We start from the raw sequence: 15,504 nt of genomic DNA on the forward strand, positions 1-15,504 counted from the left end.
CGAATCGGCGAGGTTCCGATTCACAATAGGGAGCGTGAGTATCCACAAGTTCGTTCTCCCTAATGGGATTCGTGTGCTGGTTGAGCCCAATGACACGGTGCGAAGCGCCACGATTGGCATCGCGTGTCGCGCCGGAAGCAGCCACGAAACCGAGACCGAAGGTGGGATCACGCACTTCATCGAGCACATGCTCTTCAAGGGCACTCCAACGCGGAACGCGAAGCAGATCGCCGAGGCTATCGAAGAACGCGGCGGAATGCTTAACGCTTCTACCGACAAGGAGCAGACGATGTACTACTGCCGAGTTCTGAACGATGACGCACTTCTCGGCGTGGACGTTCTCACGGATATGGTTTGCAACTCGCTCATCGACTCCGAAGAAATGGAGCGAGAACAAGGTGTCGTTCTAGAGGAAATCAAGCGAATGGAGGACGATCCAGAGGGCTATGTCCACGACGTCCATCTTGAAACTCGGTGGGGACATCACCCTTTGGGCCGCCCAATTATTGGCACATCGGAGTCTGTCAGTTCGTTTTCTCGGCAAAACCTGAAGGACTACATCGCGCGCCGATACCGAGGCGAGAACCTCATCTTGGCGGTTGCGGGCAATGTCGATCCAGAACAGATTCATCGCGCCGCTCAAGAACGCCTTGGCGGGCTTCCCTCTGGTGGCGATTCGCCAAAATTGACCCGCCCCGAGTCGGTTGTGAAGCGACAAGAATTGCGAAAGGAAGTGGAGCAAGTTCACTTTGTCTTGGGCGGAGACTCAGCTTCGATTTACGATGAATCGAGGGTTTACGCCATCAGCGTGCTCGATTCGATTCTGGGTGGCGGAATGAGTAGCCGGCTGTTCCAAGAGATTCGCGAGCGGCGCGGACTGGCTTACAGCGTCGGGAGTTACAATTCGAGCTACACCGCTGGCGGCACGTTCAACATCTACGGTGGAACCGGGCTTGCGACATGGCCACAGGTTCAAGAATTGATCACTGCCGAGACTAGCAAGTTGATCCACGATGGATTCCTGGAAGGCGAACTGGAAAAAGCTAAGCGGCAGATCAGCGGGGCCATAGTCTTGCGAATGGAAGGCCTACCGTCTCGTATGGCACGGATGACGAAGAACGAACTGTTCTTTGGGCGTGATATCCCGATTGACGAAACACTAGCCAAGATCCAAGCGGTCACTGAAACCCAAGTGCGAGACGAAGCAGCGCAGATTTTCGCGGCTGATCGCGTGGGATTGACGGCCTTCGGCCCATTCTGAACCAGAGAAATGTCACTCAATGATCTGATTTTGCTGCAGAGCCGCGCCGATTCCGAAGGGGAATTGCTGGGCGAAGCGGCGAATTGGTTGCGAAATCAGGCCGGTTGTGATTCGGTGGACATTCTGTTGCTCGCCGACACCCAGACTATCACTTTGAAGGCTAGCACGGCGACACCTGAGCAAGTCGAGCTAATCCAGTTCAGCCCCCAAATCGGCCTCACTGGACATGTGCTTCGTTCCGGCAAGGTCGAGTGTCGACATTTTGGAGAGGCACATCCAGAGGAGATTCGATACCCCGGGTTTGAAGTGGATACCTTCGGAACTGCGGTGTTTTCGCCTTTGAGGGCCGACGGGCAGGCGATCGGCGTCGCTGTAATGCGCTGGATCGACAGGACCGAATCCGTCGATCTTGATCAGGTTAGCGCATGCACGAATGACCTAGCGCTGATTATTGCGGGATGGAAGCGAGCCTATATGCTCGGCATGAATTACGATCGCCTGGACGCGGTCAGCCAGGTCACAGAGACAATCACCTCTAGCCCGTACCTTGAAGAGATTTTGCAGCTTCTAGTGAACGTTACGGCGGAGCAATTCAATTACAAAGTTTGCACGGTGCGGCTGCTGGATGAAGAGCTTGATGAACTCGTCTTACGGGCCACTCAGGCCAAGTCCACCGAATATCAGCGCAAAAGGAGCATCCGTGTCGGAGAATCTATCGCCGGGAAAGCGGTGGTGGAAAAGCACACGATTGTGGTCGCGGACGTTCAAACCGAGGAAGACTACATCGGTCATGATCTGGCAGCGGAACAGGGTCTTCGTTCCATGATCTGCGTACCGCTGTCGGTGCAAGACAAGGCGATTGGCGTTCTGACTTGCTACACCGACGCACCCCACGTCTTTGAAGAGGGCGAGATCACCTCACTAGAAACAATCGCGATGCAAGCGGCATTTGCCATCGAGCGGGCAAAGCTCCAGGTTCGCCACACCTTGATGCAAGAAATGCACCATCGGGTGAAGAACAACTTGCAGCAAGTCGTTTCGCTGTTGCGCTTGCAGCTTCGCCACAAGCATTACCCGACGATTGAAGACGCGATCAGTGATTCGGTGAACCGGATTCTTGCGATTGCCGCGGTGCATGACCTTCTCAGCCGAGACGACCTCGACCGGGTGGGTCTGCTCACGATTGCCAAGAACCTGGTGGGGCACCTTCAGCAGAGTATGATCGGCCCTGAAAACTTGGTCGATTTCGAAGTCCGTGGTGAAGACGTTCGGCTGACGATGACTCAGGCCACTCAGATCGCTTTAGTGTTGAACGAGCTTTTGCAAAACGCCCTGGAACACGGCGCGAATGGCCAAGAAATGAAGATCCACGTCACCTTTGAATCGAGCGGTGACACGGTGACACTGTGGGTTGCAAATAGCGGCAATTCGCTTCCCGAGGGGTTTGATATTCAGACCCATGCGCACCTTGGTTTGCAGATTGTCACCAACCTTGCGCGCGGTCTAGGTGGAATGTTCACCCTCAAAGACAGCCATGGTTGGGCGGTCGCTGAAGTCCGGTTCACCCGACAAACCAATGATTAATCAAGGAACGGGTTCTTGCGGTCCTTCTGGGCTTCGATCCAGAGTGCTTCCTCACGCTCATACATTTCTGGCGGCAATTCTGCCAACCCATAGAAGCACTCATCTAGCCCCGAGCGCACGGCCCAACCGGCGTCCCCGTAGCTGTAGTGCCACCATTCATCGCGGCAGTTCGAGAAACCTTGTTCCAGCATGCAGTTCACTAGAAGGTCGCGATGGAACTGAGCTTCCTCGGTGAGCCCAAGAGTGTAGGTCGGAGCGGCTCGAAATCGGCTGAATGGAGACCACACGTCCATGGTCTCCAGTTGACTGTTCACCAAGAACACATCCACAGCGGCGCCGGTGCAATGGCCCGGAGGAGCCTTCTGGTCGATCGGTGCGACCCATCGATTCACACGCCTTTTCAGCATGTGATACGGAAGGTCTGGGAAGACTTCGCGCGCACTGGCGGTCATCCATTCGTAGATCCTTACCTGTCGGGCGAACGGGCGCCACGCATCGATCACCCCGAGTCGATACCCGCTGGGCAGGCTCTGCGCCGCACGCTCACACATCTGCGCGACCGATTTGCGAAGGTAAGGGATTACTTGCTCCCGGTGGATATGGAGGCTCGGAGCATATTCAGATAGCGCAACCAGCGGCTCACCGTTTTCGCGTTCAATGACGCGGTTGAGCGCTGCAATCGGCTCGGGCCGACCTTTGGTTCTGTCCCAGCGAGTTCTCATCCGAAGAGCAAGAAGAACAGAATCCCGAGAGCCGGAAGTAACGTATCATTTCGGCGAGATCCGCGCGGCATCGCAACCTCGATCGTGTCTCCAATCTGCAATTTGTAATCCGCCACAAAGCCTTCGACGATCTTGTTGTACTCAACTGTAACCGTTTTGGTTTTGTTACCGTCGCGCCGAGTGACCTTGACCTTTCCGGGCTTCACGCCATCAAGCAATCCACCACAAGCCTGGATCGCCTTTCCAAGAGTGAGCCCGTCGTAGAATCCTAAGCTGCCTGGCGTTCGAACTCCACCCAGGACGACGACCACATTCTGCTTGCTGACGAGTTCGGCCACGATTCGGTCCCCTGCCTTCAGTTCGATGTCATTGTCCTTTGCGGAAAGCAGATTAATGAACTTGCCTGTGCCTTCGCGTTCAAATCGGACTCGGGCAGGATTTGCGGTCGCCAACAATCCTCCCGCAGCCAAGACTGCCTTGCCAACGGTCATTCCAGGCTTGAGTTCGTATGCTCCTGGCTTGCGCACAGCTCCCAGCACGAAAATCTCAGTCGATCGCGTGAGGAGTGGAAAGAAGACGAAGTCACCAGCCTCGATCTTTGGATTGAAAGTCATGTCCCGACCTTCATATCGCTTGAAGTTAACGATCGAGATTGTCCCGGTCCTTGATTCGATCCGGACCTTTTCAAGGTCGGCTGTCCCGAGCGGTTGTGCTCGCTCGGCCACGTCTGAGAGCCTCATGTTTTCGACCCAGATTAGTTCTCCGGGGTTCTTGACGGCGCCAGAAAATCGAACGGGAAGAAATTCAGAGGTCAGCAAGGTCACGTTGACAGTGGCTTTGCGGAGAATGCGCTGCCGAACCAATTCGTCTTCGATCTTCGTCGCGGCCTCCTTTTCAGTCAAACCTGAGACCTTGACCACTCCGATGAAGCTCATGACCAACAAGCCGTCTGCGGTAACGAGATAATCGCGGTTCAGCGAAGGTTCTTCTTCGCAGGTCACCCGTACTTTATCGTTCGGGCGGATGACCTTATTTTGCGCGAGAGCAAGAGTGATTCCAGCAATCGCCACGCAAAGTACCAACAAAAAACGCATCCACCACGACATTCCAATATGTTAAACGTTCAAAACCCTCGCGGGGAACCTAGATTAACAAGAAATCCCTGCCAAATTTGCTGGTAGGGATTTCGGACTTATGGACTCGATTCGCTTAGTGCGTTTCTTCGTCTTTGCACTCGCCTGGTGCTGGGTCGCTTACCTTTGGCTTTCCAACAGTGGAAGCGATTCCACCAACAAACTTGGCCGGATTGGCTTCAAACTTCGGAGCGCAACCGCCGCAGCAGATGTAATATCGGGTGCCCTTGTAGTCGACGAACTTGAACGCACCAGCATAACCGCCGATCTTCTCTTTGCTCACCGGGCAGGTCAAGCTGTCCTTGGTTGGCATCGCGGCGTACTTTGCAGGAGCCTTATCAAAGGTTGCCTTTTCTGCCGTGGTGGCAAAAACGTAGCGAATTCCCTTGTAGTCGCTGGTGGCCTTGACAGCCTTGGTATCCAATCGCATTCCGCTGACCGGATTGAATAGCGAGGTACCGATGACCCACTTCTTGGTCTCGGCGTTCTTGAGAGCAGCGATTGGGTCCTTTGCAAACTTGGTGTCGCAACCAGCGCAGCAGAACGAGAATCGCGCGCCGTTGTAGTCGTGGAACTTTGCGTCGGCTGGAACTGGCGAGCCCATGATCGCGCAAACAGGGTTGGATGCCGCAGACATCAAGAGACTTGAAAAGAGTGTTGTCAAAATCATGTTCGATCTTCCTTACTCCTATTTTAGCCCATCGGTTCGAAAAGTCCTGCTGAATTTTGTCCAGCGACATAACCCGTGGACCAAGCAGCCTGCAGGTTATAGCCACCGACCGGGCCGGCGACGTCCAGAATTTCACCGCACAGGAACAATCCAGCCACGATTTTGCTCTGCATCGTCTTAGGGTCCACTTCGCTAAGGGAGACTCCTCCTGCCACCACTTCGCCTTTTTCCATCGGCACCGACCGGACCTCGCCAAAGGAAAATTGCTTCATCTGAGTCACAAGTTGTAGCCGTTGTTGCTTGCTGATCGGGCCAAATTTGAGATCGCTCGGGATTGCGGACCGCTCAAGCATCAGTTCTATCACTCGCTCGGGAGCGTAGTCTTGGAGCCAGTTTCCAATCCGGTTGTGCGGCTGCTTTCGTGAAAGTTCGATGAAGTGCGCGTTGATCTCCTCAAAGTTCTTCTCGGGCAGCAGATCGACATCGATTGTCACAGAGTTTTGATTCAGGTTCCTTGCGGCATCGTGGCTCAACGCGAGTGCGCAGGGGCCACTCAATCCGTGATGGGTGATCAACAAGTCGCCCCTCCAGCGACTGGATTCCTTCGTGTTGACTCGGCACTTGCAGACGATATCTCGGAGTGCCAATCCGCTGAAGTCGGCAAGCGGTTCGCGAAGATAGATCGGAGCCAGCGCAGACTGGATCGGTACGACCGTGTGCCCTAGTTGCCTCGCCCATTGGTAGCCGTCGCCGGTCGTCCCGCTATTCGGGAAGCTGCTGCCGCCCGTCGCCAGGACGACCGCATCAGCCGCGATCAACTCATCTCCGATCTCGATGCCTGCCACCTTTCCATTTTCGGTCGCGACACCGGTGACCGCGGTTTCATATCGCATCGTGATATTCGGGTGGTTGATCAGTTGTCGAAGAGCTTCCACAACGTCTTTAGCGGTCTTGTCCACCGGGAAAATGCGGCCGTCGGGACGCTCATACGTTTCTATTCCCAGCTCGTTGATCAGGTCGATCATCTGGAGATTCGTGAAGCGATACATTGCTGGGCGGAGGAAGATGGATTCCTCTTTGCGAAACGCCTTCAGGACATTTTCCAGCGGACCGCCGTGGGTGATGTTGCATTTTCCACCCCCGCTGACCAGGATTTTGGTGCCAACGCGGACGGTCTTTTCGATCAGGAGCACGGATGCGCCCATTTCGCCTGCTTGCCATGCCGCAAAGATGCCTGCTGCACCTGCCCCAACCACGATCACTTGAACCTGTTTCACCCGAAGCACATGGTACCGGACCGTGATTTGCTACAATAACCGCACAACCCTAAATGGACACTGGTCTTCTCGCGGTCATCAGCGTTTTGCTCGTCGTATTGTCGGCCATATTTGTCGCCGCAGAATACGGATTGGTTGGCCTCAGAAAGAGCCGGATCGAAGTTCTGGCAGGGAAGGGCAACCGAGCGGCGTCCCTGGTGCTCAAAGCGCTAGATCAAGTCCCAAAGTACATCGCCACCATCCAAGTTGGAATCACGATTATTGGATTGGCGCTGGGTTCGCTCACCGAGCCTCTGGTCGCGGAAAACCTAGAGCGACTGATGGGAAGTGCAGTTCACCCTACCTTGAGCTTCATCATCTCCCTTGTCCTAGTGACTTTTGTCATGGTCGTGCTCGGAGAATTGGTGCCGAAGTATCTCGCACTTCATCATCCCGAGCGAATCATTCTCATTTTGATCCGGCCTTTGAACTTCTTTGTGTTCCTGTTGGCACCTGTAGCGAGCGTCGCACAGCTCTCGGGAAAAGCGTTGCTTAAGCCGTTGGGGATCGATATCAGTTCCGCCAAAGAGGGCACGATCTCGCGCGATGAACTCACGCTGATGGTCCGGGCGGGCGAATCTGGTGGCACGCTAGAGGAAGATCACGCCAACGTGGTCACGAAGGCGCTTCGGTTTGACAAACTAGACGCCGCTGACATCATGATCCACCGCCTGGATGTCCATTGGGTTGACGCGGAATTGAGCTTCGACGACCTTGTCAAAGAATGCTCGAAGATTCCTCATTCCCGGATTCCGGTTTGCCGTGGTGACATCGACGATGTTGTTGGGATTTTGTACACCAAGGATCTCCTGGCCAATGTAGGTCGCACGAATTTTGAACTTGAACGAATTCTGAAACCGGCCGAGATTGTCCCCGAGAATCTTACGTTGACAAAAATCGTCAACCGGATGCGCGATGCAAGGACTCAGATTTTGATCGTTGTCGATGAATTCGGTGGCACGAGCGGACTGGTGACTCTGGAAGATGTCGTCGAAGAAGTTTTTGGCGAGATGGAAGATCAAATCGAAACCGAGCGACCACAGATCGATCGGATGTCGAACACAAGGCTCTCGGTGAAATCAAGCGTCCGATTTGACGAGCTGATGGAGTATCTGGAGCTTCCCACATCGGAAGAAACATCAACGGAAACCTTGGCCACTTTGATCGTCGAGGAACTCGAACGGACTCCGAAGTTGGGCGACAAGGTGGATACCGAAGTGGGCACCATTGTCGTCGAAAACATGGCGCGGCAACGGATCACACGGGTTCGAGTGCTTCTGAACGAAGCGCTGATGCCGCAGAATTCCGATTAGAGCACGACGACTTTCGGATTCCCTGGTTGGTTGATTGCGTTTCGCGTATCAAGTACGGCCGGCAAATGCTCAAGCAATGTCGTCCAGTCGAAACTTGCATGGTTTGCGCAAACAATTCCCAGATCTAAGCTGGCTAGAAACTCTGGAGTTGGCGACGATGCGAGCATGTGCACGCCGTGATCACCAATGCCCGGAACATGCGGGTCGATGTAAAACACTTCCGCTCCAGCGTCCTGCAACAGCCGAATGACGTCGATTGCGGGCGATTCTCGGTAATCGTCGATATTGTTCTTATAGGCGACTCCGATCACAGCGATTCGAGCCTTTGGCAACGGCTTGCCATGTGTCCCCAGAATTCGAGTCGCCTTTTCGACGACAAATCGAGGCATCGAGCGATTGATCTCACCGGCAAGCTGAACAAATCGGGTTGAAAAGTTGTATTCGCGGGCTTTGAATTCTAGATAGTGAGGGTCGAGCGGAATGCAGTGTCCACCGACTCCTGGCCCGGGATAAAACGGCATGATGCCAAACGGTTTGGTGAACGCAGCATCCAGAATTTCCCAAACGTTAAGTCCCATTCGGTCGCATAGTTGCGCCATTTCGTTGACGAGCGCGACATTTACTGACCGGAAGATGTTCTCGTACACCTTGACGAACTCCGCTGCCTTTGCACTTGAAACGACGACGGTTTTCTCCACCGTAGCCGCATAGAACGTCGAGGCGAGCATTGTCGAATTTGGTCCCACTCCACCCACGACTTTGGTGGTGTTTTCGGTTTTGAAAGTCTTGTTTCCTGGATCAACTCGCTCTGGAGAATGCGCCAAAAAGAAGTCTTGCTCCACGATCAGACCACTCTCCGCGAGGATTGGGAGCATCACTTCCTCAGTGGTGCCAGGGTAAGTCGTGGATTCTAGGGTCACCAGTTGCCCGGTCCTCAAGTGCTTTGCAATCTCCCGAGTCGCGTTGATGACAAAACTTAAGTCGGGAACGAGGTTCTTGGTGAGTGGAGTCGGCACGGCGATCACAATGACATCGCAATTGGCCAGCTTCGAAAAATCTGTCGTTGCGTTGAGACCGTGGCTGATGGCACGTTCGAGAAGGTCATCGGGAACATCGCCGATGTAGCTTTTCGCATCCATGACGGCGGAAATTTTCTCGCCAGCAAGATCAAATCCAGTGACAGCAAATCCAGAAAGTGCTGCTTGAACGGCAAATGGAAGGCCAACATATCCAAGCCCGACAACGCCAATCGAAGCGGTTCGTGCCTGCAATTTAGAATTCAAATATTCACTCGCCCCCAGTCGCGCCACCGCGTTTGAGGTTGAAATGCCGATCTTCTCAGCGTGCATGATTCAAATTGTTGGCAATCCTAAGGCATCGGTTTAGGGTTTTGAGTGTCAAAATTGTGCGAATGTTAGAAGGTTTTGGGCTTTGCTTCCCGGCGATGGTGACTCCTCTTCGGGAGGATGGTAGCTTGGATGAACTATCTCTGCTCAAACTTTTGGCGCTTTTTGAGGCTGCTGGGTGCGCTGGCGTCGTCATCGGGGGAACCAATGGTGAAGGCGGGTTGCTCAGCGCGGTCTTGAAGCGAGACGCAATCAAGATCGCTAGCAAAGGCCGTGGCAAATTGGAGCTGATTTTTGCCATCACGAGCACTGCGATTGACGAGGCAATTTGGTCGGCCCGGCAAGCCGAAAAGTTTGGCGCCGCAGCGGTGATGGTCTCTCCGCCCAGGATTGCTGGGCTAAGCGATGACGATGTCTTGCGATGGTATTCCAAGCTCATCGAGGCGACAGAGCTGGGCGTCATTGCATACAACTTCCCCCGCCAAACGGGATATGAATTTACAGCAGAACTGCTGGCGCGATTGCAAAATGTCGGGCTAAAGGGAGTCAAAGATTCGAGCAAGAAGGAGGAAAATCTCGCCGAATTTCCAGCGCTAGATTGGCGTTTTGTTGGTGATGAATCGCTGCTTCCACAAGCCGCGGCGAATGGCTGGAACGGGACGATTTCAGGAGCCGCGAATGTGATTCCTCAATTCATGTCGCGTTGGGCCAATGAGCCGCAGGCTCTATCTCCCTTCCTCGATGCCTTGCGGAGGCTGAAGTCAATGCGACAACCGGCAACGTACAAGGGAGTACTCAACAAATTTGGCTTCATTGAGTCGACCACGATGGCGTGTCCAAGCATTCCAGCTTCTGAGCAAGAGATATCGGACGCGCTGGAATTGCTAGAGGACAGCTTTGGGATGCAACCTGGTATCCCATTTCTGCCGCTCTAGTCAATCGAAATGTTGCGTGGTCCTCGAAGCAAGCGCAAACCGTTCAGGATCACGAGCACTGTAGACCCCTCATGCCCGATAACAGCGACTGGCAGCGGAAGTTTCGTTAAAAAAGAGGCGATAGTCAGACAGCAGATCACGCCGGCCGCAAAGATCAGATTCGCGCGGATGACGCGATTCGTGAGCTTGCCAAGCCCGATCAATTGAGGAATTCGAGAAATTCGATCACTCACTAGTACAACGTCAGCGGCGCGAAGAGCAACCTCACTACCGAGCCCACCCATCGCGATTCCGAGATGCGCCTTTGAAAGCGCCGGAGCATCGTTGACGCCGTCGCCCACCATTAAAACGCGCTCACCAGAATCGACCCAGTTTTCGATCAATTTGAGCTTGTCGTCAGGCATCAGCGCAGCGTGAACGTCGGTGATCCCGACTTCGCTCGCGATCGCATTTGCGGTCGCCACATTGTCGCCGGTGAGCATTGCGATTCGGTTGACGCCCAGCTTGCGAAGGTTAGAAATGAGTGACTTTGACTCGTTTCGGACGCGATCGCTGAGTCCGATTGCCGCCCAGTTTTCGCCTGTATGCAAAAGTACTGCGGTTAGGCCCCGCGTTCTCATTTCATCCACGTGTTCGACAAACGACTCGGGGACTTCCGACTTCTGACTTTCGAAAAACTTGACTTGGCCGATCCGTATCGTTCGGCCTTCGACTACGGCTTCTACGCCGAGACCGGCATGAACTTGAAGCGAACTACTTTCGGGAATCGCGAGGCCGCTCTTGTTGGCAAAAGCGACGATAGCTTCGGCGATCGGATGGGTACTAAACGCCTCCGCTGAGGCGGCCAATCGCAACGTCTCGCGGGCATCCTCGTTCAAACTTTCGTGGTCGTGCCAGCAGATGATGCAGTCGCAGTTCGGTCCGCAATTATCACATTCGGCGGCGGCACCAACCGTGGCCAGTTTGCCGGCACGGCTGACGCAAATCTCTACAACCATCGGAGTTCCAGCCGTTAAGGTGCCAGTCTTATCTAGTGCCACAGATGTGACCCGGCCAGCTTCTTCGATGTACTGCCCACCACGGACCAAAATTCCGTTGCGTGCGGCGTACGCCAACGCGCTGAGTGCAGCAGCGGGAGAACTGATGACTAGCGCGCATGGGCTGAGCGCCACTAACAGGATGAGTGAAGAATAGAAAGCGTCGTTGAAAGGCGTTTTGAACGCCATTCGAAGCCCTAGGGACAGCAAAAATGCGACGACGACGAAAATCGTGTACCGTTCGCCAAACCACTTGCTGATCCGTTCGCCGCTGGCTTTGTTGTCCTGGGCTTCCTGCACAAGGTTGACGATCTTCGAAAGTGTGCTGTCCTCAACGGTCTTGGTCACTGAGAGCACGAGCATGGAATCGAGGTTCTGCGTTCCTCCCAAAAGCTGGTCACCGGTGACCTTCTCGATGCTGCGTGATTCGCCCGTCATCGAAGATTCGTTGAGGCTCGCCCTCTCAGTAACCAGTGCCCCGTCGGTAGGAATAGGCTCATAAGAGAGCACTCGGACGTGATCACCGATCTGCAATTCTTCAACTGGGACGCTCACGTCACCTTCAGGTGTGATCTTGATCGCCTTCTCGGGTCGTAGCTTGACAAGTGCCTCAATCGCACTTTGGGTTCTCGCCATTGCGAGCGACTCCATCGTGCTGGAAAGACTGAATAGAAATAGCAAAACGGCCGCATCGTCGATGTGTCCGACCACCACTGCTCCGATGGCTGCGACAACCATCAGCAGGTTCACGTCGAGTGACTTTTCGCTTAGCGACGCCCAAGCCGACTTCGCGGCGAAGTATGCCCCCGCCAAGGCGGCTGCGATGGCCCAATGATCCGATTTTCCTAGGTTCACCCCCGGGATGAGAGCGAGGAAGCTCACCAACAGAAAGATCCCGCAAAGTGCGGTCAGGATCAGTTGCAATCGTTCGCCAGAGATTTTCGGCACATCTCTATTGTACGATGTTCTGGCGAATCTGCCTTAGGCTACTGTTCACCATAAAAATACGGGGAATCTTTGCCGATACTTGAACCTAGGCATTTTGCATCTGAAAATGCTCAGGAAAAACCCATGAGAATTGGATCAGGAAATACTTTCCCAGTCTCGGGCTGCGGCTATGGCTGCACGTCCCCGACTGTGGACAATCCAGAACTGTTCGCCAATTGGTCAGCCGAAGCGGTAGATAAGGTCAAGACTCGAATTCAAGAGTCTTTCGGAACCAGCAAGTCCGACGAAGGATTTGATGCATCGCTTGACTTTGATCAAGACGGCGAAATTGGAGCTGGAGACTTTGACAGCTTTGTCGCGATCACTTCATATCGATCGCCCTATTCCTCACTGGAGGCTATTACCGAGCGGTTTGGTGCTACGACTGGTACCGACCAATATGACTCGAGAGCAGACCTGGACGGTGACGGAGAGATTGGATCAAACGACTACGATCTAGCGGTGCAAGCTCAAAATAACGGGTTCTCGCCACTGGATGCCTATCGCGACATCATGGAAGCGATGGGCAACCGGTCTGATGGAAGATCGGGCATCAAGCCTGATTTTGACTTCAACCACGTCGTCAATACGGCAGATTTGAACTTGTTGAACGCGCTCTTGCTCGCTCGATAATTACAAATGACAATCCCCTGGGCGGATGACGCGCCAGGGGATTGTTCTGTCTGAAGGTTCTTACATGTGGGCGATGATGTTATCGCCGAACTCGCTGCACTTGATCTCAGTTGCGCCGCTCATCAACCGCGCGAAGTCATAAGTGACCTTCTTGCTTGAGATCGCGCCGTCCATGCCCTTGATCAGCAAATCAGCAGCTTCGGTCCAACCCATGTACCGGAACATCATTTCTCCGCTGAGGATCACGCTCGACGGATTCACTTTGTCGAGGTTTGCGTATTTTGGCGCTGTTCCATGAGTTGCCTCAAAGATAGCATGACCGGTCACATAGTTAATGTTCGCGCCCGGAGCAATTCCGATACCGCCAACTTGTGCCGCGAGCGCGTCGCTGAGATAGTCGCCGTTCAAGTTGAGCGTTGCGATGACATCAAAATCAGCTGGGCGAGTGAGCACCTGCTGGAGAGTGATGTCGGCGATGGCGTCCTTGATGACAATTCCTGCGCCTGGTTTGCCTTCAGGAATCTTGCACCATGGGCCACCGTCGAGTTCAATTGCGCCGAATTCGGACTTTGCGAGTTCGTAGCCCCAATCTCGGAATCCGCCTTCGGTGAACTTCATGATGTTCCCCTTGTGGACGATGGTCACCGACTTTCGACCATTTTGGATGGCATATTCGATCGCTGATCGAACGAGACGCTCGGTCCCGAGCTTGCTAACCGGCTTGATGCCAATACCGACGTTGATATTGGAGTCGGAGGCAATGCCAGCAGCGCTGGTGAATTCCTGCCCCTTTTCGGCTGTGCCGAACCGGATTTTGTCGAACATCTTCGGGAATTTCTGAGCGATGAAATCGAGAACTTGCTTGGCCTCATCGGTGCCAGCGGCAAACTCGATTCCTGCATAAATATCTTCTGTGTTCTCGCGGAAGATCACCATATCCACAGCACCAGGATCGTTCACTGGACTGGGAACGCCGTCAAACCATCGAACAGGGCGCAGGCAGACGTAGAGATCAAGAATTTGCCGCAGTGCTACGTTGAGCGAGCGGATTCCGCCTCCAACAGGGGTTGTCAGAGGGCCTTTGATTCCGACGGAGTACTTGCGAAACGCATCGAGTGTTTCGTCTGGGAGCCAGCTTCCGGTCTGGTTGAACGCCTTCTCTCCGGCGAGCACTTCGATCCATTCGACTTTCTTGGATCCGCCATAGGCTTTCGCGACAGCTGCATCCAAAACTCGAACGCTCGCCCGCCAGATATCTGGCCCGGTGCCATCGCCTTCGATAAACGGAATAATCGGATCATTGGGGACGACCAGTCCACTGGTCGACATTTGAATAACATTGCCCATTTGAATTCAAAGATACCCGCACCAGCTAAAATGGGTACATGTTCCAGCCGCTTGGCGATATCCGAGTTCTCGATCTAACGCGAGTTTTGGCTGGCCCGAGTTGCACTCAGCATTTGGCCGATCTTGGTGCGGAAGTCTGGAAGGTCGAGTCGATGGTCGGGGATGAAACTCGGCAATGGGGTCCTCCTTCGGTCGATGTTGATGGGGAGGCAATGAGCGCATATTATCTGTGCGCGAACCGTGGCAAGAAGTCGATCTGCATCGATCTCAAGCAGCCGGAGGGCGCAGACCTGGTCCGGCAGCTTGCGGCTAAGGCAGACGTTCTCGTCGAGAACTTCAAAGTTGGCGATCTGGCTCGCTATGGCCTCGATTTTGAGTCGCTTTCTTCGCTAAATCCCAAGCTCATTTATGCCTCAATCACGGGATTTGGTCAAACTGGCCCACGGCGGCACGAACCTGGATATGATGCGGCGATGCAGGCGATGACAGGCATCATGTCGGTGACCGGCGAAGCGGACGGAGGCCCATCAAAGGTCGGTGTGGCGTGGATCGACATCATGACGGGATGGGTTTGTAGCACGGCGATTTTGGCCGCCCTACATTCTGGAAAAGGTCAGCATCTCGACATCAGCCTCTTCGATGTTGGCCTTTCCGCTTTGGCGAATGTTGGCCAGTCCGCGCTTTGTACTGGAAACGATCCGAAGCGTTTTGGTAACGCGCATCCACAAATCGTGCCGTACCAGACTTTTTTGTGTGCGGATGGACACGTGATGATCTGTGTGGGGAACGACGCGCAGTTCGCGGCCTTATGCGGACAATTTGATGATCCACAAGCAACAGAATTGGCCCAGTTTAAGACCAATGCCGAGCGAGTAGCCCATCGCGAGCAGGTTGTCGAGCTTGTTCAGAGTTTGATTTCTGAACTCAGTCGTGAAGACGTGATTCGCAAATTGAAGTTCGCCGGGGTTCCTGGTGGCGCGATTCAATCAATTCCCGAGGCACTTGCGGACCCTCAATCAATCGCCCGTGGATCGGTAGTCAACATCGGCGGCCTCAAGTTACTGCAAAGCCCGCTGGTGCACCATGTACCGGCCAGCGAGCTCAATCAATCGCGGCCTCCAAAGTTGGGCGAGCACACGATAGAGATTCTGGAGTCTGTGCTGGAGATGCCAAAGGAAGTCGTCGCAAGTTTGTTAGACCGGAAAGTCGTCCGATGATTC

Annotated in this window: 13 protein-coding genes; 6 read left to right on the forward strand and 7 right to left on the reverse strand. The window is 54.2% G+C overall.

Annotation, left to right across the window (positions count from 1 at the left end; all coding sequences use genetic code 11):
* Positions 1-34 precede the first annotated feature (34 nt).
* Together J0L72_00720 and J0L72_00725 are read left to right on the forward strand one after the other, a co-directional pair.
* A complete protein-coding gene (locus J0L72_00720; GenBank protein MBN8689291.1) occupies positions 35-1,261 on the forward strand; it encodes an insulinase family protein in 1,227 nt (408 codons plus the stop codon).
* Between the two features lie 9 nt (positions 1,262-1,270).
* Positions 1,271-2,845: a GAF domain-containing protein gene (locus tag J0L72_00725; protein MBN8689292.1), complete on the forward strand. Its 1,575-nt coding sequence runs from the start codon at positions 1,271-1,273 to the stop codon at positions 2,843-2,845.
* On the opposite strand, the gene J0L72_00730 is transcribed toward J0L72_00725, so the two are convergent.
* From J0L72_00730 to J0L72_00745, 4 genes are all read right to left on the reverse strand, one after another.
* A complete protein-coding gene (locus tag J0L72_00730) occupies positions 2,842-3,567 on the reverse strand; it encodes a hypothetical protein (protein MBN8689293.1) in 726 nt (241 codons plus the stop codon). The two genes, J0L72_00725 and J0L72_00730, sit on opposite strands and share 4 nt — an antisense overlap.
* On the reverse strand, positions 3,564-4,661 hold the full coding sequence (locus J0L72_00735) for an SLBB domain-containing protein (protein ID MBN8689294.1): 1,098 nt from the start codon (positions 4,659-4,661) through the stop codon (positions 3,564-3,566). Before J0L72_00735 ends, J0L72_00730 begins: the two co-directional genes overlap by 4 nt.
* A gap of 115 nt (positions 4,662-4,776) precedes the next feature.
* Positions 4,777-5,370, reverse strand: coding sequence for a YHS domain-containing protein (locus J0L72_00740; GenBank protein MBN8689295.1), 594 nt, complete (start codon positions 5,368-5,370; stop codon positions 4,777-4,779).
* 23 nt (positions 5,371-5,393) lie between these two features.
* Complete coding sequence (locus tag J0L72_00745) at positions 5,394-6,647, reverse strand: aminoacetone oxidase family FAD-binding enzyme (protein ID MBN8689296.1); 1,254 nt, start codon at positions 6,645-6,647, stop codon at positions 5,394-5,396.
* A gap of 53 nt (positions 6,648-6,700) precedes the next feature.
* Between J0L72_00745 and J0L72_00750 the strand changes: the two genes are divergently transcribed.
* Positions 6,701-7,999: an HlyC/CorC family transporter gene (locus J0L72_00750; protein ID MBN8689297.1), complete on the forward strand. Its 1,299-nt coding sequence runs from the start codon at positions 6,701-6,703 to the stop codon at positions 7,997-7,999.
* Here J0L72_00750 and J0L72_00755 read toward each other — a convergent pair.
* Positions 7,996-9,348: a nucleotide sugar dehydrogenase gene (locus J0L72_00755; protein MBN8689298.1), complete on the reverse strand. Its 1,353-nt coding sequence runs from the start codon at positions 9,346-9,348 to the stop codon at positions 7,996-7,998. The genes J0L72_00750 and J0L72_00755 overlap by 4 nt on opposite strands.
* A 62-nt stretch (positions 9,349-9,410) precedes the next feature.
* Here J0L72_00755 and J0L72_00760 point away from each other — a divergent pair, with 62 nt between their 5' ends.
* Positions 9,411-10,280 (forward strand): dihydrodipicolinate synthase family protein, encoded by an 870-nt coding sequence (locus J0L72_00760; protein MBN8689299.1) that lies wholly within the window; start codon positions 9,411-9,413, stop codon positions 10,278-10,280.
* On the opposite strand, the gene J0L72_00765 is transcribed toward J0L72_00760, so the two are convergent.
* Entirely contained in the window at positions 10,277-12,265 is a 1,989-nt protein-coding gene (locus J0L72_00765; GenBank protein MBN8689300.1) for a cation-translocating P-type ATPase, read from the reverse strand. The two genes, J0L72_00760 and J0L72_00765, sit on opposite strands and share 4 nt — an antisense overlap.
* Before the next feature lie 123 nt (positions 12,266-12,388).
* On the opposite strand from J0L72_00765, the gene J0L72_00770 reads away from it, so the two are divergent.
* Positions 12,389-12,937 carry a hypothetical protein gene (locus tag J0L72_00770; protein MBN8689301.1) on the forward strand — a complete coding sequence of 183 codons (549 nt, stop codon included), beginning with the start codon at positions 12,389-12,391 and terminating at the stop codon, positions 12,935-12,937.
* Between the two features lie 60 nt (positions 12,938-12,997).
* Here J0L72_00770 and icd read toward each other — a convergent pair whose 3' ends face one another.
* Positions 12,998-14,284, reverse strand: coding sequence for an NADP-dependent isocitrate dehydrogenase (gene icd / locus J0L72_00775; protein ID MBN8689302.1), 1,287 nt, complete (start codon positions 14,282-14,284; stop codon positions 12,998-13,000).
* A gap of 38 nt (positions 14,285-14,322) precedes the next feature.
* Between icd and J0L72_00780 the strand changes: the two genes are divergently transcribed.
* The gene (locus J0L72_00780) at positions 14,323-15,501 is read left to right on the forward strand and encodes a CoA transferase (protein ID MBN8689303.1); all 1,179 of its coding nucleotides are present in this window, start codon (positions 14,323-14,325) and stop codon (positions 15,499-15,501) included.
* Positions 15,502-15,504 lie beyond the last annotated feature (3 nt).

The sequence above is a fragment of the Armatimonadota bacterium genome (genome assembly GCA_017303935.1).
In the GTDB taxonomy this organism is placed as follows: domain Bacteria; phylum Armatimonadota; class Fimbriimonadia; order Fimbriimonadales; family Fimbriimonadaceae; genus JAFLBD01.

Coding starts and splice junctions, on each gene's coding strand:
- J0L72_00725 (MBN8689292.1), top strand. CDS start 1,271: ATGTCACTCAATGATCTGATTTTGCTGCAGAGCCGCGCCGATTCCGAA.
- J0L72_00730 (MBN8689293.1), bottom strand. CDS start 3,567: ATGAGAACTCGCTGGGACAGAACCAAAGGTCGGCCCGAGCCGATTGCA.
- J0L72_00735 (MBN8689294.1), bottom strand. CDS start 4,661: ATGCGTTTTTTGTTGGTACTTTGCGTGGCGATTGCTGGAATCACTCTT.
- J0L72_00740 (MBN8689295.1), bottom strand. CDS start 5,370: ATGATTTTGACAACACTCTTTTCAAGTCTCTTGATGTCTGCGGCATCC.
- J0L72_00750 (MBN8689297.1), top strand. CDS start 6,701: ATGGACACTGGTCTTCTCGCGGTCATCAGCGTTTTGCTCGTCGTATTG.
- J0L72_00755 (MBN8689298.1), bottom strand. CDS start 9,348: ATGCACGCTGAGAAGATCGGCATTTCAACCTCAAACGCGGTGGCGCGA.
- J0L72_00760 (MBN8689299.1), top strand. CDS start 9,411: ATGTTAGAAGGTTTTGGGCTTTGCTTCCCGGCGATGGTGACTCCTCTT.
- J0L72_00770 (MBN8689301.1), top strand. CDS start 12,389: ATGAGAATTGGATCAGGAAATACTTTCCCAGTCTCGGGCTGCGGCTAT.
- icd (MBN8689302.1), bottom strand. CDS start 14,284: ATGGGCAATGTTATTCAAATGTCGACCAGTGGACTGGTCGTCCCCAAT.
- J0L72_00780 (MBN8689303.1), top strand. CDS start 14,323: ATGTTCCAGCCGCTTGGCGATATCCGAGTTCTCGATCTAACGCGAGTT.